The organism is Pseudarthrobacter sp. AB1, from assembly GCF_014926485.1.
In the GTDB taxonomy this organism is placed as follows: Bacteria; Actinomycetota; Actinomycetes; order Actinomycetales; family Micrococcaceae; genus Arthrobacter.
In genome coordinates this window covers 80,300-101,234 of record NZ_PZKO01000018.1, presented here as the reverse complement: position 1 = coordinate 101,234, position 20,935 = coordinate 80,300, and the positions used below count along the sequence as shown (strand labels likewise).

Below are 20,935 nucleotides of genomic sequence, written 5' to 3'. Positions count from 1 at the left end.
AAATTACAGGAGTCCTGCCTTGGTCATCAGCTCGGTGACCTTCGTGGAGTTCAGCTTGGCCGGGTCCACGGTGGGCGCCTGGAGGTCCTTGACCGGAACCAGCTTGTCGTTGGCGGGTACCTCGGAAGCGATGGCGTACTCGAACGAGGTGCCGTTCTTGAGGACCTCCTGGCCCTTCTTGCCGGTAATGAACTTCAGGAAGGCCTGGGCAGCCGCGGCGTTCTTGGACGACGTCAGCACGCCGCCGCCGGAGACGGACACAAACGCGCCCGGATCCTGGTTCTTGAAGTAGTACGGGGTGACGTTCTTGGAGTTCTCGCCGGTCTTGGCCTGGTCACCGTAGTAGTAGTAGTGGTAGATCAACGCGGCGTCTACTTCACCGGCGTTGACTGCCTTCATGGCGGCACTGTTGCCCTTATAGGCTGTGAAGTTTTCCTTCATGCCCTTGAGCCATTCCTCGGTAGCTGCCTCGCCCTTGAGTTCCATCAGCGCAGCCACAATCGCCTGGAAGTCGGCGCCGGACGGTGAAGCGGCCCACTTGCCTTTCCACTCCGGGTTGGCCAGGTCCAGCATGGACTTGGGCAGGTCGCCTTCGCTGAGCTTGGTTTTGTCGTACACCAGGACGGTGGAGCGGGCGGCGATGCCCGTCCACTTGTTGGTGCTGGGGCGGAACTCGGCCGGAACCTGGTCCACGGTGGCCTTGTCGACGTCAGCAAAGAGGCCGGCGTTTTCAACCTGCGCCATGGCGGGGGAGTTTTCGGTGAGGAAGATGTCAGCCGGGGACGCGGCGCCTTCCTGGACGATCTGGTTGGAGAGCTCAGTGTCTGAACCCTGGCGCATGGTCACCTTGACGCCGGTCTCCGCGGTGAAGGCGTCGATCCATTCCTTGGTCAGGCTCTCGTGCTGCGCGTTGTAGACCGTGATTTCGCCGGCGGCTTTGCCGTCTGCGGCGGAGGAGCCGGTTGCTGCCGGTGTGGTGCTGCCACCACAGGCGGTCAGTCCGAGGGCTGCGGTGGCGGCAAGTGCGATGCCGGCCAGGGCGCTGTTGCGGATCTTCATTGGGGCTACTTTCTGGGGAAAAGTGTGCGGACCGACGGTCTTGGCGAGCCTGTAGTTAGGGTTGGCTCACTCGAGAAACTGTAGGTTAGCCAAACCTAAGACACCAAGCGGCGCGGGCCTTAAGTGATAAGGATCACACGCATTACGCAACTGTTGCGTGCCCTAATTGGTTCGCGTTTTCTGCTGAATGGCCGCGGCGGCCTCCAGCGCCATCCAGGCCTGCAGCTGGGTGGAAAGCTCGACGGCGGCACCTGGCGGGTAGGTGGTGGTCGCCGGGTTTACCGCGTGGACGGAAAACACATACCTGCCGTTGCCGGCTGTTGCTGCTCCGGCTGGCCGGCGGCCCGCCCAGAAGGCCTCGGCGGTAGCAGTCACCAGCTCCCTGGCCGTGTTCCGCGCGGATTCCGGAAGCCGGGCGTCGACGGCGGCGAGTGCCAAATACCGGCAGAGAATCCCGGTGAAGAGTCCGCCGTCGCCCGTTCCGTCGCAGCGGAGGACGCGGGCGGAACTGCCCGGCGCTGTGGTGTGCACCGTCAGGTGCTGGGCTACGCCGTCAATGACCGCCGAGGTCCGGGCGAGGTTGGCATCGCCGCCCAGCTCCAGCAGGGCTCCCAATACGGGGCCTTGGTTGTAGGTGTAGATGGTGTTCTCCACCGTCACTTCACCGGCCGGGCTTAGCCGCGCCCCGTCGATATAGAGGCGCCGGGCCTCGTCGAACAGCACGCCATTGAGCCAGTCCACCAGCCGCTGCGCCTTGGCTTGCTGGCCTGTCCGGGCGTAGTAGAGCGCCACGGGGGCGGTGGCCGGCGTGTTCTTGAAGTCGCGCTTTTTGCTCCAGAAGGTCCCGCCGCCCAGGTCATCGGTGGAGGCGGAATCGAACTGCAGGGTGAGGGTCTCCTGGATTCCGGCGTTACGACGGCGTCCACGTTTGTGCGTCTCCTCGGCCAGGGTTTGCAGGCGGTGCGTCGCCAGCGCCAACCAGGCCATGTCGTCGTAGTAGCTGTTGACGAAGGTGAAGGCGTTGCGCAGCCGGATGCCCGTGACCAGCCTGGACGCGAGCCTGCCGGCGCTGGGGCGGCGCGGGCCGTTGAACCTTGCTGCGGGGGTGGCTCCGTTGCCCAGTTCGCGGCGCCCGGCGTCCACCAGGCAGTCCACGTAGTGGGCCTGCCACCAGTAGTGCCATGGGTGGAGGAGATTCTTCAGGTGTTTCGACGGCCACTGCACGGCGGCGAGGTGGGTTCCCGGCAGGAACAGCAGCCGGCGGCCGAAGAGGGCGGTGACGGAGCGGGCCGCCACGTTGGCGCGCTCCGGCCAGTCGGCGGGCTGCCAGTCGGTGGGTTCGGCATCCGTCATGCGTTTAGCCTAGCGGGTGCGGCCCGACCGAATTTCAGTTAACATTCACTAACTATTGTTTCGCGCCGGTCACCGGTTTCGGAGCCGCATCAAGGAGGATGTATGGACGTCTTGGGTACTGTCGCGCTGATTACGGGTGGGGCCTCCGGGCTGGGGGCTGCCACGGCGAAGCGCCTGTTCGACGCCGGCGCCTCGGTGGTGCTGATCGACCTGCCGTCCTCCGCCGGTGCGGCCTACGCCGCCGAGCTCAACGCGGCAGCGCTGAACGCGGTCGGCAACGGCTCCGCCGGCGGCTCAGGGGCGCGGGCCGCCTTTGTCCCCGCAGACGTCACCAACGAAGCTGAGGTGCAGGCCGCCGTGGACACCGCCGTGGCGCTCGGGCCGCTCCGCATTGTTGTGAACTGCGCCGGCGTCGCCACCCCGGGCAAGGTCCTGGGCCGGGACGGCGTCCTCCCGCTGGACACATTCAACCGCGTCATCCAGGTTAACCTCATCGGGACTTTCAACGTGCTGCGCCTTGCGGCCGCGGCCATGGTTTCAACGGAACCCGTGAACACTGCGCTGGGCGGCCCTGAGCGCGGCGTCATCATCAATACCGCCTCCGTGGCTGCCTTCGACGGGCAGATCGGCCAGCCGGCCTACGCCGCGTCCAAGGGCGCCGTCGCCGCCATGACTCTGCCGCTGGCCCGGGAACTGGCCCGATCGCTGGTGCGCGTCGTGACCGTCGCGCCGGGCATCTTCGAAACACCCATGATGGCAACGCTGTCTGACGAAGCCCAGGCTTCCCTGGGCCGGCAGGTCCCGCACCCGTCCCGTCTGGGCAAGCCCGCGGAATACGCCAGCCTGGTGGCCCACATTGTGGATAATGCGATGATCAACGGCGAAACCATCCGGCTCGACGGCGCCATCCGGATGGGACCGAAATGAGCCGGCCCCGCACCACCGAACCGCAGACCCCCGGGCCGGCCAGTTCGAAACCCCCTACTTCGGAACCGGCTACTTCCGAACCGGCTACTTCGAAACCCCCTACTTCGGAACCGGCGATCGACGACCTGCCCACCGCCGATTTTTTCGCTTACGAGTCCTTCCTCAGCGCCAAGGAGCGGGCCAAGCTGGCCGAGCTGCGCGAGTTCCTGGCCACGGAGATCGCCCCGCACGCGTCGGACTGGTGGAACAAGGCGGAGTTCCCGGCGCACATCCTGCCCAAGCTCGCCGCGCTGGAGCTGAGCACGCCGGCGCAGCGCGGCTACAGCAACCTCTTCGCGGGACTGGTCATCGCCGAGATGACGCGCGTCGATACGTCGATCGCCACCTTTTTCCTGGTCCACCACGATCTGTTTGTGGAGTCGCTGTACGGTTTTGGGTCGGCCGGCCAGAAGGCGAGGCTGCTTGCGGACGCTTCAAGCCTGCGCATCACCGGCGCGTTCGCGCTGACCGAGCCCGGCCATGGTTCCGATGTGGCCGGCGGCATGGAAACCCGTGCCCGGCGCATTTCCAGCGCAACGGGAGAGCCCGACGGCGACGGCGACTCGTGGGTGCTCAACGGCGCCAAGCGCTGGATCGGGAACGGGACGTTCTGCGACTACATGCTGGTGTGGGCCAGAGACGAGGCTGTGGCCGCCAACGGGCAGGGTGCCGTCCGAGGGTTCATCGTGGATGCCTCCTTGCCGGGTGTGAGCCGGAGCCGGATCGAGAACAAGATTGCCCTCCGCACCGTGCAGAACGCGGACATTGTGTTTAAGGATGTCCACGTCGCCGAGTCCGACCGGTTCGCCGGCATCAACAGTTTCGAAGACACCAACCAGCTCCTGCGTGGCTCGCGGATCATGGTGGCGTGGCAGGCCGTGGGGCAGCAGCTGGCGGCGTTCGACGTCGCCCGGCAGTACGCCGTCGAACGCCACCAGTTCGGCCGGCCGCTGGCGAAATTCCAGCTTATCCAGCTGCAGCTGGTGACCATGCTGGGCAACGCGGTGGCGAGCATGGCCATGATGGCGCGTGTTGCCCAATTGCAGGACGACGGCGCGGCGGACATGCCGCAGGTGGCCCTCGCCAAGGCGTACACCAGCGCCCGGATGCGCGAGACCGTGGCGCTGGGCCGGTCCATCCTCGGCGGCAACGGCATCGTGACCGACTACCGGATGGCCAAAATCTTCGCGGACGCCGAGGCCATCTACACCTACGAGGGCTCGTTCGAAATCAACACGCTCATTGTGGGCCGGGCGGTCACCGGCGTCTCAGCGATCGTCTGACCGGGCTGCGCCGGCGCGAATGGGCAGCTGATCCCTTCAAAACTTGGATCTGAGCGGATTGGCTGCCATCTCGCGCTCAATCAGCGAGGAGAGGCTGCTTTTCGCCGGCTTCGATCTTCGCGTCCAGGCTGTTGCCTTTCACGGGCATGGGGCAGGTGCCGTATGGGGTGAAGGCGCTAGGGTAGTTGATGGCGCGGTTGAAGTCCAGGACCACAGTGGCTTTCCCTGACGCATCAACCCGGGGTCTGGGGGTTGAGACTTTGCGCCACTCATCCGTTGATTCGCCGTTGGTGTCGTCGTGGAACGTGATGGTCAGCGCCCCCAGTTTTTCCTCCTCGGCGTGCAGCCGGTACTCGTGGTCAATGCCCGGCAGCCGGAAAACCACCTCGCCCACCGAATAATGCACGCCTTCCACCAGGGGATTGGCGGTTCCGATCGGGATCGCCACCGGCTCGGGATACGCCTCGTAGGCTGCCTCGATCACCATGTCCGGGTTGTAATCGAAGGTGGGAACGCCGTCGAACTCCCTCAGCACCGGCGACCCGGAATCGTGGGTCCGGATGGCGTACCGGTCCGCGCGCATGGCGAGTTCCACCACTACCTGCTGCCCGTCCGCACCGCCGAACTGCACCCACATCAGGGATTCTTCGTTGGTGAGGGAGGCCGTAATTGTCCCGTCCACGGGCTCGCCGGTTTCCGCCAGCGTCAGGCTGTCGTGTGCCGCAGCGGTGAGTGCCGCCGTCGTGCCGTCCGTTGACCAGAGGCCGGGGGCCAGGTCGACGGCGGCGGGCCGGGATTCCAGCCACTGGAAGGAGGTGAGGGTCAGCCAGCCGTGGCGGGTGGCGAGGGCTTTGTTCCGGTTGGTGCGGAAACGCTGCCAGCGTTCCAGCTGCGCGGCGGCGTTGGCGGTGGTATTCATGATTCCTCCAGAAGGCGTCTGCATACGGTTCATTCCACCACGGCCGCGCTGCTGCCGGGGCTCTTGTTCTGCCGCGGGCGGAGAGTAACGTCGAAGGCGGCGGAGTATCGTTCCAGCACTACCACGGCTGACCTTGGAGGAACCATGAAAATCGCGGTCCTGGGTACGGGTTTCGCAGGCCGGACCCTGGCGGGCGCGCTGTCCGCGCTGGGACACGACGTGGTGGTGGGAACCCGCGACCCGGGCAAGACTCTTGCCCGGAGCGCGCCGGACGCCATGGGCACGCCACCCTTCAGCGAGTGGCACGCAGCCAACCAGCACATAACACTGGAAACGTTCGCGGAGGCAGCAGCCGGGGCGGAACTGATACTCAATGCAACCAACGGCGCGGGTGCGCTCAGCGCCCTCGGTGCGGCGGGCTCGGCCAACCTTTCGGGGAAAGTCGTGGTGGACGTTTCCAATCCGCTCGACTTCTCCCAGGGCATGCCGCCGGTCCTGAACCCGGTCAACACGGACAGTAACGCCGAACGGATCCAGCACGCGTTCCCGGAGGCGCGGGTGGTCAAAACCCTCAACACCATGAACGCCGGGCTGATGGTTGACCCCGGACGGCTGGGCGGCGGGGACCACTCGGTGTTTGTCTCCGGCGACGACGCGAGCGCCAAGAGCACCGTGACGGCCCTTCTCCAGGAGTTGGGCCACCGCGATATTATTGACCTCGGAGACATCGCCACCGCACGGGGAGCGGAGATGATGCTCCCGGTGTGGCTGCGCCTGTGGTCGGCGTTTGGTACTGCGGATTTCAATTTCAAGATCGTCCGCTGACGTCCGGCGCGGCAGTGGCGGGGACCAGCGCAATATCTGAGACGGATTCCGCCTTCGCCATCCCGTGCGGGTAGCATCGATAGCTAGTAACGTGGCTCACAGTATCCAGCGCAGTGTACGAGCCAAGTCCGAACCCTCGAAAGACAGTTTCCATGGCTAACACTGCAATGAATTCCGCAACCGACCTCGCCTCTGAACTGAGGGCCGATGTCCGGCGCGTCTCCACCCTGCTGGGCGAATCCCTGGTCCGCCAGCACGGGCCTGAACTCCTGGATCTGGTGGAGCAGGTGCGCCTCCTCACCAAGGAGTCCAAGGAAGCCGCCCGTGGCGGTGCCGATGCTACCGGCCCCTGGAGCGCGCACGACGTCGTCGAGCAGGTCCGCGAACTGCTCGGCTCCCTGCCGATCGAGCAAGCCACTGACCTTGTGCGTGCGTTCGCGTTCTACTTCCACCTTGCCAACGCGGCCGAGCAGGTCCACCGGGTCCGCGGCCTGCGGACGCGGCAGGAGAAGGACGGGTGGCTGGCCAAGGCCGTCACCGAAATCGCCGCGAAGGCCGGGCCCGAAGTCCTGCAGGAAGTGGTCAACAGGCTGGACGTCCGCCCCATCTTCACAGCCCACCCCACCGAGGCTTCGCGCCGTTCCGTGCTGGACAAGATCCGCAGGCTCTCCGATGTCCTGGCCGAGCCCACGAAGGAAGGCACCACCGAGCGCCGCCGGCAGGACCGCCAGCTTTCGGAAGTCATCGACCAGATGTGGCAGACCGACGAACTGCGCCAGGTCCGCCCCACCCCGGTGGATGAGGCCCGCAACGCGATCTACTACCTCGGCGGCATCCTGACCGACGCCATGCCCGAGATGCTCTCGGACTTCTCGGAACTGCTCGGTGAGCACGGCGTCAGCCTTTCGTCCCAGGACGCACCCATCCGGTTTGGGTCCTGGATCGGCGGCGACAGGGACGGCAACCCCAACGTCACGGCGGCGGTCACCAGGGAAATCCTGCAGATCCAGAACCAGCACGCCGTCCGCATCAGCATCGCGATGATGGACGAGCTGATCTCCATCCTGTCCAACTCCACCGCTTTGTCCGGCGCGGACCAGTCGCTGCTGGACTCCATCGATGCGGACCTGAAGAAGCTGCCGGGCCTGGACCGGCGCGTCCTGGAGCTCAACGCCCAGGAGCCCTACCGCCTCAAACTCACGTGCATCAAGGCCAAGCTCATCAATACGGGCAAACGGGTTGCCGCGGACTCCACCCACGAGCACGGCCGTGACTACCGCTCCACCGGGGAACTCCTCGACGACCTCGAACTGCTGGAGCTGTCCCTCCGCAACCACTCGGCGTCGCTCGTCGCCGATGGCGCGCTGGCCCGGGTCCGCCGCGCCGTTGCCTCCTTCGGCCTGCACCTGGCCACCCTGGACATCCGCGAGCACGCCGACCACCACCATGACGCAGTTGGCCAGCTGATGGACCGCTTGGGCGGCCCCGGCATCCGCTATGCGGAACTGAGCCGCGTTGAACGCTTTGAGGTTCTCGGTTCGGAGCTGGCGTCACGCCGGCCGTTGTCCGGCCACCCGATTAAGCTCGACGGCGTCGCCGACGGCACGTACGACGTCTTCCGCGAGGTCCGCCGCGCCCTGCGCACATATGGCCCGGACGTCATCGAGACCTACATTATTTCCATGACCCGCGGCGCGGACGACGTCCTGGCCGCGGCTGTCCTGGCCCGCGAGGCAGGCCTGATCAACCTGTTCGGCGAATCTCCTTACGCCAGGATCGGGTTCGCGCCCCTGTTGGAGACCGTGGAGGAACTGCGAGCCTCGGCGGAGATCGTGGACCAGCTGCTGTCCGTTCCGTCCTACCGGGACCTGGTCCGGCTGCGCGGTGACGTCCAGGAAATCATGCTGGGTTACTCGGATTCCAACAAGGAATCCGGCGTGATGACCAGCCAGTGGGAGATCCACAAGACCCAGCGGAACCTGCGCGACGTGGCGGCCAAGCATGGCGTCCGTGTCCGGTTGTTCCACGGTCGCGGCGGGTCCGTGGGCCGCGGCGGCGGACCCACCTATGACGCCATCATGGCCCAGCCCAACGGCGTGCTCGAGGGCGAGATCAAGTTCACCGAACAGGGCGAGGTCATCTCGGACAAGTACTCGCTGCCGGAGCTTGCCCGGGAAAACCTGGAGCTGTCCCTCGCGGCGGTACTCCAGGGCTCGGCCCTGCACCGGGACCCGCGCACGTCGGACGACCAGCGCGAACGGTACGGGCACGTTATGGAGATCATCTCCGACGGCGCCTTCGACCGGTACCGGAAGCTGATTGACCATCCGGACCTGCCCGCGTACTTCCTGGCCTCCACTCCGGTGGAGCAGCTCGGCTCGCTGAATATCGGCTCCCGTCCGTCCAAACGCCCGGATTCCGGGGCAGGGCTCGGCGGCCTGCGCGCCATTCCGTGGGTGTTCGGCTGGACGCAGTCCCGGCAGATCGTGCCGGGCTGGTTCGGTGTTGGCTCGGGACTGAAGGCTGCCCGCGAGGCCGGAAACTCCGCCCAGCTGGTGGAGATGATGCAAAACTGGCACTTCTTCCGGTCCGTTGTCTCTAACGTTGAGATGACGCTGGCCAAAACGGACCTGGACATCGCCGGGTACTACGTGGCCACCCTGGTTCCCAAGGAATTGCACCACATTTTCGTGGCCATCCGTGAAGAGTTCGAACTCACGGTCACCGAGATCCAGAACCTGACCGGTGAGGATGTGCTCCTGGACGCGCAGCCGACGCTCAAGCGTTCGCTTGAGATCCGGGACCAGTACCTGGACCCCATCAGCTACCTGCAGGTGGAACTGCTCCGCCGTGTGCGGGCTGCCCAGGGCGCCGAAGGCGAGAGCATCAGCGGTGCCGAGATCGACGAACGCCTCCAGCGGGCCATGCTGATCACGGTTAACGGGGTAGCGGCCGGCCTGCGCAACACGGGCTAACCCCGGACGCTCTCTCACTATTGCGGCTTTCCCCCCGACGCTCTCTCACCGGCCGTAGTGCACCGCCACGGTCCGGCGGGTGTTGGGGCCATTGGCGTACGCCATGGTGCTGATGCCCACGCCGTACAGGGCCCTGAGTTCTTTCCCGCTCAGGAGCTCCAGGGCATCGCCGGTCCGGGATCCGCTGGGAGTGAGCAGGACGCGGACCTGGTTCTTCAGATCCAGGCCGGTGGCGGGCTCGTCCAGCACCAGGACGGAGCTGCCGTCCGCGATGGCACGGGCAATCAGGACCAGCTGCTGCTCGCCGCCGCTGAGTGTGGGGAAGAACCTGCTGCGGAGGCCGGCGATGCCCACCCTGTCCATGGCCTCCAGGGAAGCAGCCCGGCAGCGCAGCGCACCAGCATGGTTTTGCCGCTGCCGTTCGGTCCCAGGACGGCAGCGGCGGTTCCCGGCAGGACACGGACGCTGACATCCCGGAAGACCCAGTCCGTCCGGCCGTATCCGAAGCCCACTCCGTTGAGCTCGAGCACTTTCCCAGATCCTGTCCCGAACCGGCCCTCCCGCACGCTGCCGGGGCAGACCCTTACCCGGAATAGGAGCACCGGTTGAGCATCTCGGGCTTCGGGTTAGTGGCTGTGCGACGTGTGGGTGTCGGGTGCGGGGACTGCGGGGGCGTCCGTCGGCTCGACGAGGGTGGGGTCTTCGCTGGTCGGAGCCTCGGCGGGTGCCTGCGACGGTGCCGGCGTGGAGTCGTGGCTGTGGCTCCCGGAGTCGAGGGTGCTTGCGAGGGCGGACATGCCGAACCACGTCAGCGCGGCGACCAACACGACACCTGCGGCAAACGGGCTGACCAGGTGGCGCAGGCCGCCCTTGGCGTCCTTGGCGATGAACGCGACGTAGGACATCAGCAGGCCGATCGGAGTCATCCAGGCGCTGCGCTCGGGGAACTGTTCGAAGTGCTGGATGCCGCCGCCGACCAGGCCGACGCCGAAGGAGAGCAGGAGCGAGAACGCGACGAGCGAGATGGCCCGGCCTAGCAGAGGGCGCTCATCGACGAGCACGAACTCGTTGACGATGGTGCCGAGGAGGAACACGACCGCACCGACGATGCAGATGATCGTGTACAGGCCCGGGTTGACCGGATAGTGTACGACGGCGCCGGCGATAAGGGCCGCGCCCATGAAGTAGAGCATCGCGCCGATGTAGCGCGAGTAAAGCGAGGGAGTCCGTTTCGCGAGCTCTGCCTCATAGGAGGCAACGTCTTCGCGGCTGAGGTCGTTCTGAACGGTCATGTCTGGTGAGTCTTTCTTTTCAGGAGTGCGAGAGCAGGCAGCCGTAGCGCCGATACCGGAAGCTGGTGCGGTGTGGCGCTGCGCGTGCTGCTCAGCAGGGCAGAATCGAGCGTCATGTCTCGTTTCCTTGGAACTGGGACGGCTTGGCCCGACACTCTGCAGAGATGGGATGCGCCTCAGAATTGTGGTTCGCGGCATAAACGGCGGTGTTATAGCACCGCTATATGTTGCCTTCGGGTGACCCGAGGAAGGAGTCAGGCGCATGGTTGGAGGAGCATACTAAAGGTCGGTAATTCAGTGCCCCCAAGGCATTGAATCACCGGCCTTTAGTGATTTGTTAGCCTGCGCGGACGAAGGTGACGGCACCCTTGGACGTCATCCAGGTCAGCGGGTGCACGGCGGTTTCGTTCTTCCCGTTCAGGCCTGAGCTGAGGACCTGGCCGTTGCCGACGTAAATTCCTACGTGGCCGGGCTGCATGACCATGTCACCGGGCTGGGGGTCGGTGACCACGGTGCCGTAGTCCATGAACTGCATCGGGCCCAGGTCCCCAACGGGGATGCCAGCGGCATTGAGGGCATTTTCGACCAGCCGCGTGCAGTCCTGGAACATGCCGATCTGAGCGTAGGCGGAGGACACCATGATGGAGTTAATGCCACCGGCTGCGGGGGCGGGAGCCGGAGCGGGCGCAGGCGGGGTGACGGTGACTTTGGCCGAGGCGGGTACCGCGGCCTTCGCGGTTTCCACGACAGGCTTCGGGGCTTCCACTACAGGAGCGGGCATGGTTTCCACGACCGGGCGCTCGAAGGAAATCTGGATGGTGGCATCGGCGGTCAGCGGGGCCTGTACCTGGCTAGCGACCTCGAGGTTGGCGGCCGGTTCAGCTTCGCGCTGGGCGGGGGCGTCCGCTGCCTGGGCGGCAGCAATACCACTGGTCAGCACGAGACTGGAAGCCGCTGCGAAGACGGCAGCCTGGCGGCCTGCGCCGCTGGCATTCGTGGTAACGGATTTGGTCAGTGCGGCAAGAGTGCTGGTCTGGGGGACCGCGCGGCGGCGGCCGTGAGTTTTGCGCATGGGCATGTAAGGGCCTCTCCCACTGCCTGCGAGGTTAGCTGTCGGATTCGGGTGGAAGGCACCCGGCCGCGTCAGGCGCAAAAGTGCACCAGGCACGGCTTCACCCCAAGACCTGCCAGAAGCAGGCCAATAATGGGTTCCCCGTCTCTGCCGGACGAAAAGCGAACGGATCCCGGGCAGCGGCAGAGTTAGGCAATCTGTTCGGGAGTGCCGCCTCAAGGAGAAACCGGCACGACTTAGACCGTACTTCAGACCAGCACTGTTTGTCACATTACGGTAACGGTGTGACATGGAAGTCCGGGCTGGTGTTGCCGTACCCGCTTGCACGGCCGTTCACCCCCAGTACGCCCTCCATCCTTCCTCAAAATATAGAGCCGGGCTTCCCCTTGTTTCTTCCACTGCCGGGTGCAGCTGCTGCTCAACCGGAGCTTCTTCGGCACCTGCAGTGGTATCCAGTGGCAGCACAGTCGAGTTTGCTGTTGAAGGGCTGACGGGCGGGCATTGCGTCCAGACCGTTAAAAAGGCTGTATCGGCCGTTGAGGGTGTCGAGTCCGCCTCTGCGGACCTCGTGTCCGTTCCCGGGTGATTGTCGACGGTATGGCCGGCAGCTTTGCTGTGTGTGTGGGGCCGTGACCTCAACCGGCTACACGGTTTACAGCAATTGGCATCAAGGCCTTTGGCAGAAGACCGGTTAGGCGAGCGGGGCGTCTTTTGACGGGGCGAACGCGTCCCCGGCGCTGAGGTCGGCATCGCGCTCGGCGCTGGAACGGGTGCACGGCATCGGCTCAGCGACGGGCAACATCCTCTCCCGGCACACCGGCTACGACGCCAACGTCACCCGCGCCGTGCTCCAGGCCTGCGCCAGGGTCTGTGAGGCCTGCGGCGATGACTGCGAACAACATGCAGGCATGCACGAGCACTGCCGGATCTGCGCCGAGGCGTGCCGGCGCTGCGAGCAAGCCTGCAATGAACTCCTCACATTCCTGGCTGACCGGCGCCTGCCCTGCAGAGGCCGGCGCGCCCGGCACCTGCAGGGCGTCCAAGGCAACTCTGATCAGCCTCAGTACCGCTTCATGTGTAGCCAGTCCTGCCGCAGCCCCCAGGGCATGAAGGCAGAAGGCCGCCAGCTCGTCCGGGGCAGCTTCGAAACGGAAGTCTCTGCGTCCGCGCCTTCGTGAATGATCTCTGCGATGAAATCCGTGAGGTGCTGATGGGCCCGCCCCGCGTGGCCTCCCTGGTGCAGACGTGCCGCGTCCGCCTCGTTGTTATCGGAGCGGGCGAGCCGCAGCCAGGCGCCCCATCGTTGATATCTCCTGGGAGAAATCCCCGCTGGACCTGTAAGTTTCTGCAGCGATGACGCTGCAGCACTGATTTTCCTTTTGCCGAGGGAAAACTAAGGCCGGCCCCAAGGGGCCAGTCTCACCCGTTTTAAACGCTCAAACGGGGCTCGCTTCGCTCGGGGCTGTAGAAGCGTTTTTCTGTTTTGGCTGCTGTCCTGCCGGATTGTACGTGTCCGCTCCGGCCCGTCTAATACCCTCCTCCGTCGGCCACAGCTCCGCAAGCTCCGCAAGCTTCGCCAGCAGCCAAAACAACGGGGGAGAGGGGACGCTGGCCGGTCACCTAAACCGCACCACCACCAGTAAAACAACTGGGTCCGCGCCCGTACCCGTTTCCCGCTTGACAGACATAGAAGCGTCGGGCGCGCCGATCAGCGCTGTCAGCACACCGAGCGGGATCTCACCCGGAGTGGCGGTGGGTGCCAGGTTGTCCACGAGGATGATGTAGGGGCCGCCAAGGAGGAGGGACGCCGGCAGCAGGACCCGATGGTCCGGGCCCGGCCGGGGCCCGGATCCCCAGCGCGCCCTCCTGGCCGGGTATTCCGCGGCACGTGATAGGTCATCCTTAGGTCTGCGTGGAGGTGTACTGACTCAGGAGTTCGACGACGGCGGCCATCGCCGCCGGGATGGCGGCGGACACGGGCGGTGTCAGCCCGATGCCGTCGGTGACGTCGGCCGGAACGCAGCCCACCACATAGGTCACGGGGGCCTCGCCGCCCAGCGATCTGAGCTTGCCCAGGACGGCGGCAGGATCCATGCCGTGCGGGTCCAGGGTGGCGCCGGCGTCGAGATCTTCACTGCGGATCCGGAGCACACGGAGGCTGCCCGGGGCTTCGTTGTGTACCGTCCCGAGCTCCGGCGGCACGGCATCCACAAGCACCAGCATGTCCACTCCGGCCAGGAGATCGTAGGCCAGGTGCATGCCGCGGATGCCGTAGTCCGCCACCTCGACGCCGGGCGGCAGGTGCCCCTCCGAGGCCAGCCGGCGGGCGACTTCCGGGCCGAAGCCATCGTCGCGCAGGAACATGTTGCCCACGCCTGCCACCAGCGCAGTCATACCGGGGTCACATCCGCCGTGCCTTCAGGTATCGCTGGATGTCGGGGACCGAGCGAATTCCTACATAGACGGCGCCGAGTGCTAACGCCCGCCAGAAACGCTACCGTGGCCATTCCTATGATTCTCATGGCGGGCTTTCCTTTCCATCCTGCCCCAGGGGTTCGAGCTCTTCCGGTGAGTAGTAGAAGGACGGGCCGTAGCCCTCGTGGAGGTCTGCGGCGGGGTCCTGGTCGAGGACCAGGCCCACGTGTGTGCTGCCGTCAACATCGAAGTGCACGTTGGTGACGCGGCACGTTTGCCCGGCGAAGAACAGGTCCTGGGCGTCGGCCCGCCGGCTCGGATTCACCAGGCCCCGGCTCCGGTGTTGATCTGCACCACGGGCCGGCCGGCTTTGCGGATGCGGTCGGCGTCGAGGGAGGTTTCCTGGTCCCCTTCGATGACACCGGCCTGCAGCCGGTCTCCCAGCTCCGTGAGCGTCCGCACCCGGAGCGTGGTTTTGCCGGAGCCGGGGGAGCTCATCATGTTCAGCGCCCGGATCTTCCGCCCGGCGAGCCAGCCGCGGTTCCGTTCCGCAAGGAGGTCGTTCTTGGCCAGCAGGTGCTGTTCCAGCGGGATGAGTTCCGGGGTGTGGGGTGGCTAGGCGGGCGCCCGTCGTGAGTGCGCATATGTCCAGGTTCGCCGGAATGCTCATGCGCCTGCGCCCCCGGTATTTCCAGGCCCGGCACTTCCAGGGGGTAAACCCGGGGGGTGGCGTCCTCGCCGCAACCGCACGTTGCGCACATGTCGTTACGCCACCTCCATCGAAACGAGGTTGACTTCCCGCCTGCTGACCACTGCGAAGTCGGCGCTGCCGCAGGGATACAGAAGGACATGTCCGTCTTGGCGAAGTCTGTACCGCACTGGCGGCAATGCCCACGGGCCTGCGGCTCCTCGATCTGCTGCCGCGCCCCTGCCAGGGTGGTAGCCGCTGAAGCCACATCAAAACAGAAACGGAGGGCGTCCGGAAGCACTCCCGATAACGGCCCGATCCGAAAGCTGACGCCCGAGTTTGCCTGGCCGCCTGTCCTGTCCAAGACCGCGTCTAGGCTTCGTGCGATCGAGAGTTCGTGCATGGGTACTGCCCCCTCTCTGCCCAAGATAGGCTCGTCGAGGCCATAAATCAACCTCAAATTTGACAGCAGCGCATTCATCGGCTAAGGCCGTATAGTTATCCCAGTATTTTGCAATGACGCGAAAACCGGAGGCTCGGCAATGCAGCAACCGGAAGCTGGAGTCAACCCGCCGACGCAGGCCAGGACCGGCCGGTCCAGTAACGTGCCGGGGCGGTCCGGGAAAACGCTGACCGGCCGGGAACGGCAACGGTCGGTGGAATGGCGGCCGTTGTGTTGCTCCTGCATTCTGTGGGCTGGGGCGGGCTCTTGGCTGTTGTGGTAGCGGAAGACCTCCCGGCGGGCTCCTTGGGCGTTTGTGGGGGCGGACAGCGCAGGGATCCGGTCCGGTAGCGGCATTGGCCGCTGGACCGCCGGCAGGACTAGTCCGGCCACCCGGCGAGCGGACGGTCGGGATAGGGTTGAAGGCATGCCTTCGTTCCAGACGCGCCTGAAAATCACCGGACTGAAACCTGGCAACCCGCCGGAAGCCGTGATGGCCGCCGCTGTTGAGGCATTGGAGACCCGCCACCATGTGGAATCCAACCAGATCGAACTAGCCGCCGGCGTTCCGCAGCTGAACCTGCGCTTCCTCGTGGAGGCGACCGAATACAGCGGTGAGAACCAGCAGGCATGCGAATCGGCAGCGATGATGCGAGACGCCGTCGAACGCGTTGCGCTCACCGGCTCACTGACGGTGCTCCGCCGCAACCGCGGCCGCTGGGCACCTGTTTAGCTCACTCATGCGAACTCGGTCGAGCTTACGCGCCCGAGCTCACTCGCCGGGACCGGGCTCGTCCACGGGTGAGCGGGTGCCGCGCCGGCGGGTCACGATAATGCCGACGACGACGCCGAACACCAGGCCCAGCACCACACCGATCAGCGAACTCGCCCAGAACGGTAGCTTGGTGGCCGATCCCGTGAAGTAGCCAAGGCCCACCAGCCAGCTGGCCCAGAGGACCGCGCCAAGGCCGGCGCACAGGCTGAAACCCCGGGTAGAAACATCGGCGATGCCCGAAGCGGCCGACGTCGCCAGCCGCCCGCCGGGGATGAAACGGGCGCCGATGATGGTCCCATAGGTGGAGGAGCGGCCGGCCCTGGCGATGGCCTTGTGGATGCCCGTATGGACTTTTCGGCCCCAGCGCCAGCGGTCCAGGACATGGCTGAGCCGGCGTTTGAAGAGCTGGAACACCACCATGTCACCAATCCAGGACGCCACCGCGCAAATTGCCCCCACCAGGAAAACGTTGGCCCGGCCGTCGGCCGAGAGGGCCCCACCGGTGATCACCAAAATTTCTGACGGGATGGGCGGGAAGATGGCATCGCCGAGGACCGTGGGGATGATCCAGAAGTAGATCGCCGCCCCCCAACTGTCGGCGTCGCCAAAGTCCATGGCCACAAAGTACCGCACTTTTGCGCGGCAGCACGGCCTGAGCTGGCCGGCGGCACGGACTTCGCCTCATTTGGGTTCAGCAAGCGTCCCAGTACCATGCGCTCCAGTACCCGGAGCCTCTGTACCCGGCGTCTCAGTAGCCAGCGCCGATGTTCCGGCGGCGTGGGCGTGGGATTCCTCCGCGAACTTCCGTGGGAACGTGGCTGAGGTGCCGTCCCGCGAGGAAATACCAGTACGGCCAGGCGACCCACGCGGCGGCGCCCACGGCGATTCCGGCCCCGCCGATGTCCCAGCGGATCCAAGCCGGCGCCGGTTCCAGAGCCGTCAGCGCAGCCAAGGGCAGCGCCACCACCAAGGCGCCGCCGATGAACTGTCCGAGCTTCGCGAGATCCCGTGGATAGCCGCCTGACTTGAGCAGCGTCCGGTGGGCCAGCAGGAACCAGCCGGCCTGGACCACCATTGCCCCCACCGAGATGCCGGTGGACACATTGAAATCGAGTTTCTTCGCGACGAGGAGGAACGAGCTTGCCGATCCTGCGGCGCTGGCCGCGATCACCAGCCATTTGGCTGCCTCGGAGCCGGGTGTACGGCGCAGGCGGCAGTGGACCTGGACGATCACCGGGATGATCGTCAGCTGGAAGACGCCGCCGGTGGCATCGTTGATGGTGCCGAAGATGTAGGGGCCCTTCCTGGGCACCTCGATGGCGAACATGGCGCCCAGTGTTGCCACGCCCACTACGCCGATGCCCGCCGACGCGTAGGCGAACTTGGCCGCCGTTCGGTCGCCGGGGATTTCGATGAGGGTATCCATGATGCTTCCTCGCTCAGTGTGGATTCTCGCTCGGGGTGGATTTTGGCTCGCGCTGTTCCCGGCTGGCCACCGTCACGGTATTGCTGCCGCGACGCAACCGCCAGGCCCCCAGCAGGCTTAATTCCCAATCCAGTGCGAGAGCCACCGTCATGCCTATCCCCTTCAAGCGACCGGACAACACGCGATACCCCAGATATCCATCGTGGCACTGGCGCGCATCATGTCAAGGCTGTTAGTAACAGGGGTTTTGCAGGTATACATACCGGCAGTACGTCCACATACTGGTCAATCAGCATGGCGCCGGTTGTCATTCAAGAAGGGTTTGCCGGACCAGTCCAGCCTGGTAGCGAACTCGGGGCTATGCGCTGGCAGTGCTTTCCGAGGCTTTCAGTACGTCGAGCCAACGCTGAAGAGGCACGATGATTTCATCTGCATCGTCGGCGGTCTCCACAATTTCTTGCTCCTGGCCCGGATGACTGGAGATCAGGCGTGACCGTACGCGGTGATTCTGGGCAGGCTCCGCCCACGCGCGGATAACACCTTCGCCCGGGCAACACCTTCGCCCGGGCTGGTTTCCCTGGGACCCGTTGAAGGGTCCGGCCTCAAGGACCGCAGCCACCTGCTGCAGCGCGGCGACACACGGCGCTGCGCCGGTTCTACCGGGTCATCATGATGGATACCGGAAACAATATGCGGTCCTCGAACTGGGAAGCGCCGGTGGCGGCCGCGGACGGGCTGATCATCGTTTCCACCGTGCGGGAAGACACGGTGGGAAGCGCCGTCTGGCTGGTGGACGGGCTGCGTGAGCGCGGCTACGAGGACAAGGTCCGCACCGCGGTGACCCTGCTTGCCGCGCCGTCCCTGAAGACCGGTCTGCAGCTTCATGACCGGACCCGGAACCACTTCGAATCCCGGACGCGGGAAGTCCTCGATGTTCCCTACGACAAGTCCCTCGTCTCCGGCGGCCCGTTCAACTACCAGGCGCTACTGGCAACGACTCGCGAGGCTTGGGTGCGGGCATCTTCTGCGGTGATGCGGGGCCTTTGAGCCGCACCTCGTAAGTGGGAAACTGGCGGCATGCGGATCACCATCCTCAAAGGCGATATCACCACCCGCACCGTTGACGCGATTGTGAACGCGGCGAACTCCTCGCTCCTGGGCGGCGGCGGTGTGGACGGGGCCATCCACAGCGCTGCCGGGCCGGAACTGCTGGCCGCCTGCCGCGAACTCCGCGAAACGGTACTGCCGCACGGGCTGGCGCCGGGAGCCGCCGTCGCCACTCCCGGATTCCGGCTCCCGGCGCGCTGGGTCATCCATACCGTGGGTCCCAACCGGCACGCCGGGCAGACCAACCCGGCACTCCTGGTCTCCTGCTTCAGCGAGAGCCTGCGGCTGGCGGACTCGCTGGGCGCGGCTTGCATCGCACTTCCCGCAGTGGGCGGGGGAGTCTACGGCTGGCACGGGCGCCAGGTGGCGGAGGCAGCGCACGACGCCGTCACGGGGTTTGGTGCCTCCCATCCGGCCAGCGCGCTCGAGTTGGTGGAGTTTGTCCTGTTCGGCCCCGAGATGGAGCAGGCCTTCAGGACCGTGTTTGATCAACGCGGTGCATGAGTAGCCTCACTGAGGTGGAGCCCGCTGCGATACTCCACGGGCTTTTTGCTGATGGGGTCCACGAAGCGGATGCCGCGGGCCAGAAGCTGCAGCGGCTTGGAGTAGTCGTCCGGAGCCTTGTCCAGGAGGTCCGGGTAAAACGCGTCGTTCACGATGCCCAGTCCCAACGAGGCCATGTGCACCCTCAGTTGGTGCGTCTTTCCGGAGTGCGGCTCCAGCCGGTACCGCGCCAGTCGCGGCGTACTACCCGCGTCCGCGTTGATGCCAGAGGCTCGGGCACCAGCGTCGCCGGTGCCGGCGGCACCCACGGAAGCACCGCCGTCGAACGTTTCCAGCCGTTCGATCCGGGTCTCCGCGTTCGGCTCGCCCTCAATGACTTCGGCCAGCAGGTAGCTGCGGGATTTGGTCATCCGGTTCCGGACCACCACGGGGAAGTCGACGGCGGGGTGGCCGGCGGCGGGCTCCGCTGCGGACACGCACTCGTATTTTTTCTGCACCTGCCGCTTCTCGAAGAGCACCTGGTAATTTCCGCGGGTTTCCGGGTTGGTGGACAGCAGCAGCACGCCGGCGGTCATCCTGTCCAGGCGGTGCATGGGGATCAGGTCCGGCAGGTTGAGCTGGTTCCGGAGCCGGACCAGGGCCGATTCCTGGATGTAAGTGCCGCCCGGGGTGGTGGGCAGGAAATGCGGTTTGTCCACCACGAGGAGGTGATCATCCTGGTGCAGAATGCTGATTTCCACCGGGATGCGGGTCTCCGGCGGCAGTGAGCGGTAGTACCAGATGAAGGTGTGGTCCTCGAGCCGGGTGGCCCGGTCCAGGGCGACGCCGCCCTCGCCCACGATCTCGCCGGCGTCGAACCTGTCCTCGATGCCTTGCGGATCGATGTGGCCCCAGCGGTGCATCATGTAGTCCATCGCGGTTGTCCACGGCCCCGCGTCCGGGAGGCGCAGACGGGTGGCGTTCACGCCGTCACGCACGGGGAGGGGGGATTGCATCACCGGTCCATTCTACTTTGCCGGCTCTGGCGGCTCCGCCTGGGCCTGAGTCTATTGGCGTCGCCCGCACCGGTTCTCGACTCGCAAGACAAAATTCGACTCGCAAAATACCTGACGCGGTGGAAATTACGCCTGCGCCGGGTATTTTACGCGTCGAGGGCGAATCAGCGCCTCGGGAATCCACTGGAAGGGTGGCCTCAGGCAGCCCAGCCGCGGGCGACGGCGTCTAGGGCCGCGCCGTACACTGCGGCCCAGTCCGCGTCCGGCGGCCCTACCTGTGCCAGTTCCAGGCTCACCAGGCCGTGGACCTGGCCCCAGATTGCGACGGCGACCATTTCCGCGGGTGCCGGCACAACGGTACCCGCGGATTGGGCGGAAGCCACCGTCTCAATCAGGGGCACCATGGCATCGGCCGCAACGTCCGGGCTGGGCTGGCAATCGACGTAGGCGGCCAGCGCGCCGCCGAACATCAGCCGGTAAAGCGCCCGATGTTCCAGCGCCCAGGCGCGGTAGGCCACGCCGAGTTCCCGGAGGCCGCCCGGGGCCGCGGCCATCTGTGAGTCTCGGAATGACCGGAACCCGTCGTCCACGACGGCACTCAGGAGCTGGGATTTTCCGCCGAACAGTGAGTAGACGGCCGTGGTGGATGTTCGGGCAGCCACTGCCACGTCCCGCAGGTTCACGCGAGCCGGACCGTCGCGGTCCACCAGGTCAGCCGTGACAGTCAGCAGGTCCTGCCTGAGGGAATGGTTATGCACTACGGGTCTTGCCATGGAGCCTATTGTTTCATAACCTTGTTTCGTAACAACGTTATGAAACTGACAATCTGAGGAGCTCCC

At 65.7% G+C, this 20,935-nt stretch carries 21 protein-coding genes, 4 pseudogenes and 1 riboswitch; of the genes and pseudogenes, 9 read left to right on the top strand and 16 right to left on the bottom strand.

The genetic code is table 11. The annotated features are described in order from the left end of the window. Positions 1-3: 3 nt before the first annotated feature. Positions 4-1,059, bottom strand: a complete 1,056-nt coding sequence (locus DAD99_RS05670) for an iron ABC transporter substrate-binding protein (protein WP_193340707.1) — start codon at positions 1,057-1,059, stop codon at positions 4-6. A gap of 162 nt (positions 1,060-1,221) precedes the next feature. After that, entirely contained in the window at positions 1,222-2,412 is a 1,191-nt protein-coding gene (locus DAD99_RS05665; RefSeq protein ID WP_193340706.1) for a glycoside hydrolase family 76 protein, read from the bottom strand. 102 nt (positions 2,413-2,514) lie between these two features. Here DAD99_RS05665 and DAD99_RS05660 point away from each other — a divergent pair, with 102 nt between their 5' ends. Both DAD99_RS05660 and DAD99_RS05655 read left to right on the top strand, forming a co-directional pair. Beyond that, on the top strand, positions 2,515-3,339 hold the full coding sequence (locus DAD99_RS05660) for an SDR family NAD(P)-dependent oxidoreductase (protein WP_193340705.1): 825 nt from the start codon (positions 2,515-2,517) through the stop codon (positions 3,337-3,339). Continuing rightward, the gene (locus DAD99_RS05655; protein ID WP_193340704.1) at positions 3,336-4,661 is read left to right on the top strand and encodes an acyl-CoA dehydrogenase family protein; all 1,326 of its coding nucleotides are present in this window, start codon (positions 3,336-3,338) and stop codon (positions 4,659-4,661) included. Before DAD99_RS05660 ends, DAD99_RS05655 begins: the two co-directional genes overlap by 4 nt. Positions 4,662-4,737: 76 nt before the next feature. On the opposite strand, the gene DAD99_RS05650 is transcribed toward DAD99_RS05655, so the two are convergent. Further along, on the bottom strand, positions 4,738-5,580 hold the full coding sequence (locus tag DAD99_RS05650) for a DUF1684 domain-containing protein (RefSeq protein WP_193340703.1): 843 nt from the start codon (positions 5,578-5,580) through the stop codon (positions 4,738-4,740). 144 nt (positions 5,581-5,724) lie between these two features. On the opposite strand from DAD99_RS05650, the gene DAD99_RS05645 reads away from it, so the two are divergent. Together DAD99_RS05645 and ppc are read left to right on the top strand one after the other, a co-directional pair. Further along, positions 5,725-6,405 (top strand): NADPH-dependent F420 reductase, encoded by a 681-nt coding sequence (locus DAD99_RS05645; RefSeq protein WP_193340702.1) that lies wholly within the window; start codon positions 5,725-5,727, stop codon positions 6,403-6,405. A 152-nt stretch (positions 6,406-6,557) separates the two neighbouring features. Beyond that, complete coding sequence (gene ppc, locus DAD99_RS05640; protein WP_193340701.1) at positions 6,558-9,380, top strand: phosphoenolpyruvate carboxylase; 2,823 nt, start codon at positions 6,558-6,560, stop codon at positions 9,378-9,380. A gap of 45 nt (positions 9,381-9,425) precedes the next feature. On the opposite strand, the pseudogene DAD99_RS05635 reads toward ppc, so the two are convergent. The 3 genes and pseudogenes from DAD99_RS05635 to DAD99_RS05625 form a co-directional block, all read right to left on the bottom strand. After that, positions 9,426-9,892 (bottom strand): annotated as a pseudogene (locus DAD99_RS05635) (ATP-binding cassette domain-containing protein). Positions 9,893-10,006: 114 nt separating this feature from the next. Further along, positions 10,007-10,672: a hypothetical protein gene (locus tag DAD99_RS05630; protein ID WP_193340700.1), complete on the bottom strand. Its 666-nt coding sequence runs from the start codon at positions 10,670-10,672 to the stop codon at positions 10,007-10,009. Positions 10,673-11,009: 337 nt separating this feature from the next. After that, positions 11,010-11,750 carry an NlpC/P60 family protein gene (locus DAD99_RS05625; RefSeq protein WP_193340699.1) on the bottom strand — a complete coding sequence of 247 codons (741 nt, stop codon included), beginning with the start codon at positions 11,748-11,750 and terminating at the stop codon, positions 11,010-11,012. A gap of 3 nt (positions 11,751-11,753) precedes the next feature. Then, a riboswitch (cyclic di-AMP (ydaO/yuaA leader) is annotated at positions 11,754-11,949 on the bottom strand. An 84-nt stretch (positions 11,950-12,033) separates the two neighbouring features. Between DAD99_RS05625 and DAD99_RS22255 the strand changes: the two genes are divergently transcribed. Both DAD99_RS22255 and DAD99_RS05615 read left to right on the top strand, forming a co-directional pair. Next, a complete protein-coding gene (locus DAD99_RS22255; RefSeq protein ID WP_227007703.1) occupies positions 12,034-12,330 on the top strand; it encodes a heavy-metal-associated domain-containing protein in 297 nt (98 codons plus the stop codon). Between the two features lie 193 nt (positions 12,331-12,523). Continuing rightward, positions 12,524-12,730: pseudogene (locus DAD99_RS05615) on the top strand (four-helix bundle copper-binding protein); the annotation flags it as partial. A 630-nt stretch (positions 12,731-13,360) separates the two neighbouring features. On the opposite strand, the pseudogene DAD99_RS05610 reads toward DAD99_RS05615, so the two are convergent. The 6 genes and pseudogenes from DAD99_RS05610 to DAD99_RS22245 all read right to left on the bottom strand — a co-directional run. Continuing rightward, positions 13,361-13,567: pseudogene (locus tag DAD99_RS05610) on the bottom strand (hypothetical protein); the annotation flags it as partial. 79 nt (positions 13,568-13,646) lie between these two features. Then, the gene (locus tag DAD99_RS05605) at positions 13,647-14,138 is read right to left on the bottom strand and encodes a hydrogenase maturation protease (protein ID WP_193340697.1); all 492 of its coding nucleotides are present in this window, start codon (positions 14,136-14,138) and stop codon (positions 13,647-13,649) included. Between the two features lie 7 nt (positions 14,139-14,145). Continuing rightward, positions 14,146-14,214: pseudogene (locus tag DAD99_RS22250) on the bottom strand (hypothetical protein); the annotation flags it as partial. A gap of 48 nt (positions 14,215-14,262) precedes the next feature. After that, a complete protein-coding gene (locus DAD99_RS05600; RefSeq protein ID WP_227007702.1) occupies positions 14,263-14,484 on the bottom strand; it encodes a hypothetical protein in 222 nt (73 codons plus the stop codon). Further along, the gene (locus DAD99_RS21515; protein WP_255527440.1) at positions 14,481-14,660 is read right to left on the bottom strand and encodes a GTP-binding protein; all 180 of its coding nucleotides are present in this window, start codon (positions 14,658-14,660) and stop codon (positions 14,481-14,483) included. The genes DAD99_RS05600 and DAD99_RS21515 overlap by 4 nt, the downstream gene beginning before the upstream one ends. Before the next feature lie 2 nt (positions 14,661-14,662). Beyond that, complete coding sequence (locus DAD99_RS22245; protein WP_193340696.1) at positions 14,663-15,250, bottom strand: hydrogenase maturation nickel metallochaperone HypA; 588 nt, start codon at positions 15,248-15,250, stop codon at positions 14,663-14,665. 466 nt (positions 15,251-15,716) lie between these two features. Between DAD99_RS22245 and DAD99_RS05585 the strand changes: the two genes are divergently transcribed. Then, positions 15,717-16,022, top strand: coding sequence for a hypothetical protein (locus DAD99_RS05585; RefSeq protein WP_185262518.1), 306 nt, complete (start codon positions 15,717-15,719; stop codon positions 16,020-16,022). 39 nt (positions 16,023-16,061) lie between these two features. Here the strand turns inward: DAD99_RS05585 and DAD99_RS05580 are convergent, their stop codons facing one another. Beyond that, on the bottom strand, positions 16,062-16,679 hold the full coding sequence (locus DAD99_RS05580) for a DedA family protein (RefSeq protein WP_193340695.1): 618 nt from the start codon (positions 16,677-16,679) through the stop codon (positions 16,062-16,064). Positions 16,680-16,812: 133 nt separating this feature from the next. After that, the gene (locus tag DAD99_RS05575; RefSeq protein ID WP_193340694.1) at positions 16,813-17,490 is read right to left on the bottom strand and encodes a hypothetical protein; all 678 of its coding nucleotides are present in this window, start codon (positions 17,488-17,490) and stop codon (positions 16,813-16,815) included. Positions 17,491-18,159: 669 nt separating this feature from the next. Here DAD99_RS05575 and DAD99_RS05570 point away from each other — a divergent pair. Continuing rightward, on the top strand, positions 18,160-18,537 hold the full coding sequence (locus tag DAD99_RS05570) for a hypothetical protein (protein ID WP_193340693.1): 378 nt from the start codon (positions 18,160-18,162) through the stop codon (positions 18,535-18,537). Between the two features lie 30 nt (positions 18,538-18,567). After that, positions 18,568-19,101, top strand: a complete 534-nt coding sequence (locus DAD99_RS05565) for an O-acetyl-ADP-ribose deacetylase (protein WP_193340692.1) — start codon at positions 18,568-18,570, stop codon at positions 19,099-19,101. Here DAD99_RS05565 and DAD99_RS05560 read toward each other — a convergent pair. Continuing rightward, positions 19,086-20,096 carry an RluA family pseudouridine synthase gene (locus DAD99_RS05560; protein ID WP_193340729.1) on the bottom strand — a complete coding sequence of 337 codons (1,011 nt, stop codon included), beginning with the start codon at positions 20,094-20,096 and terminating at the stop codon, positions 19,086-19,088. The genes DAD99_RS05565 and DAD99_RS05560 overlap by 16 nt on opposite strands. A gap of 197 nt (positions 20,097-20,293) precedes the next feature. Then, a complete protein-coding gene (locus DAD99_RS05555; protein WP_227007701.1) occupies positions 20,294-20,869 on the bottom strand; it encodes a TetR/AcrR family transcriptional regulator in 576 nt (191 codons plus the stop codon). Positions 20,870-20,935 lie beyond the last annotated feature (66 nt).

Bases quoted from the DNA above. Each gene is read 5' to 3' on its own strand.
- DAD99_RS05670 (WP_193340707.1), bottom strand. From the start codon at position 1,059: ATGAAGATCCGCAACAGCGCCCTGGCCGGCATCGCACTTGCCGCCACC.
- DAD99_RS05665 (WP_193340706.1), bottom strand. From the start codon at position 2,412: ATGACGGATGCCGAACCCACCGACTGGCAGCCCGCCGACTGGCCGGAG.
- DAD99_RS05660 (WP_193340705.1), top strand. From the start codon at position 2,515: ATGGACGTCTTGGGTACTGTCGCGCTGATTACGGGTGGGGCCTCCGGG.
- DAD99_RS05655 (WP_193340704.1), top strand. From the start codon at position 3,336: ATGAGCCGGCCCCGCACCACCGAACCGCAGACCCCCGGGCCGGCCAGT.
- DAD99_RS05650 (WP_193340703.1), bottom strand. From the start codon at position 5,580: ATGAATACCACCGCCAACGCCGCCGCGCAGCTGGAACGCTGGCAGCGT.
- DAD99_RS05645 (WP_193340702.1), top strand. From the start codon at position 5,725: ATGAAAATCGCGGTCCTGGGTACGGGTTTCGCAGGCCGGACCCTGGCG.
- ppc (WP_193340701.1), top strand. From the start codon at position 6,558: ATGGCTAACACTGCAATGAATTCCGCAACCGACCTCGCCTCTGAACTG.
- DAD99_RS05630 (WP_193340700.1), bottom strand. From the start codon at position 10,672: ATGACCGTTCAGAACGACCTCAGCCGCGAAGACGTTGCCTCCTATGAG.
- DAD99_RS05625 (WP_193340699.1), bottom strand. From the start codon at position 11,750: ATGCCCATGCGCAAAACTCACGGCCGCCGCCGCGCGGTCCCCCAGACC.
- DAD99_RS22255 (WP_227007703.1), top strand. From the start codon at position 12,034: ATGGAAGTCCGGGCTGGTGTTGCCGTACCCGCTTGCACGGCCGTTCAC.
- DAD99_RS05605 (WP_193340697.1), bottom strand. From the start codon at position 14,138: ATGACTGCGCTGGTGGCAGGCGTGGGCAACATGTTCCTGCGCGACGAT.
- DAD99_RS21515 (WP_255527440.1), bottom strand. From the start codon at position 14,660: ATGATGAGCTCCCCCGGCTCCGGCAAAACCACGCTCCGGGTGCGGACG.
- DAD99_RS22245 (WP_193340696.1), bottom strand. From the start codon at position 15,250: ATGCACGAACTCTCGATCGCACGAAGCCTAGACGCGGTCTTGGACAGG.
- DAD99_RS05585 (WP_185262518.1), top strand. From the start codon at position 15,717: ATGCCTTCGTTCCAGACGCGCCTGAAAATCACCGGACTGAAACCTGGC.
- DAD99_RS05580 (WP_193340695.1), bottom strand. From the start codon at position 16,679: ATGGACTTTGGCGACGCCGACAGTTGGGGGGCGGCGATCTACTTCTGG.
- DAD99_RS05575 (WP_193340694.1), bottom strand. From the start codon at position 17,490: ATGGATACCCTCATCGAAATCCCCGGCGACCGAACGGCGGCCAAGTTC.
- DAD99_RS05570 (WP_193340693.1), top strand. From the start codon at position 18,160: ATGATGGATACCGGAAACAATATGCGGTCCTCGAACTGGGAAGCGCCG.
- DAD99_RS05565 (WP_193340692.1), top strand. From the start codon at position 18,568: ATGCGGATCACCATCCTCAAAGGCGATATCACCACCCGCACCGTTGAC.
- DAD99_RS05560 (WP_193340729.1), bottom strand. From the start codon at position 20,096: ATGCAATCCCCCCTCCCCGTGCGTGACGGCGTGAACGCCACCCGTCTG.
- DAD99_RS05555 (WP_227007701.1), bottom strand. From the start codon at position 20,869: ATGGCAAGACCCGTAGTGCATAACCATTCCCTCAGGCAGGACCTGCTG.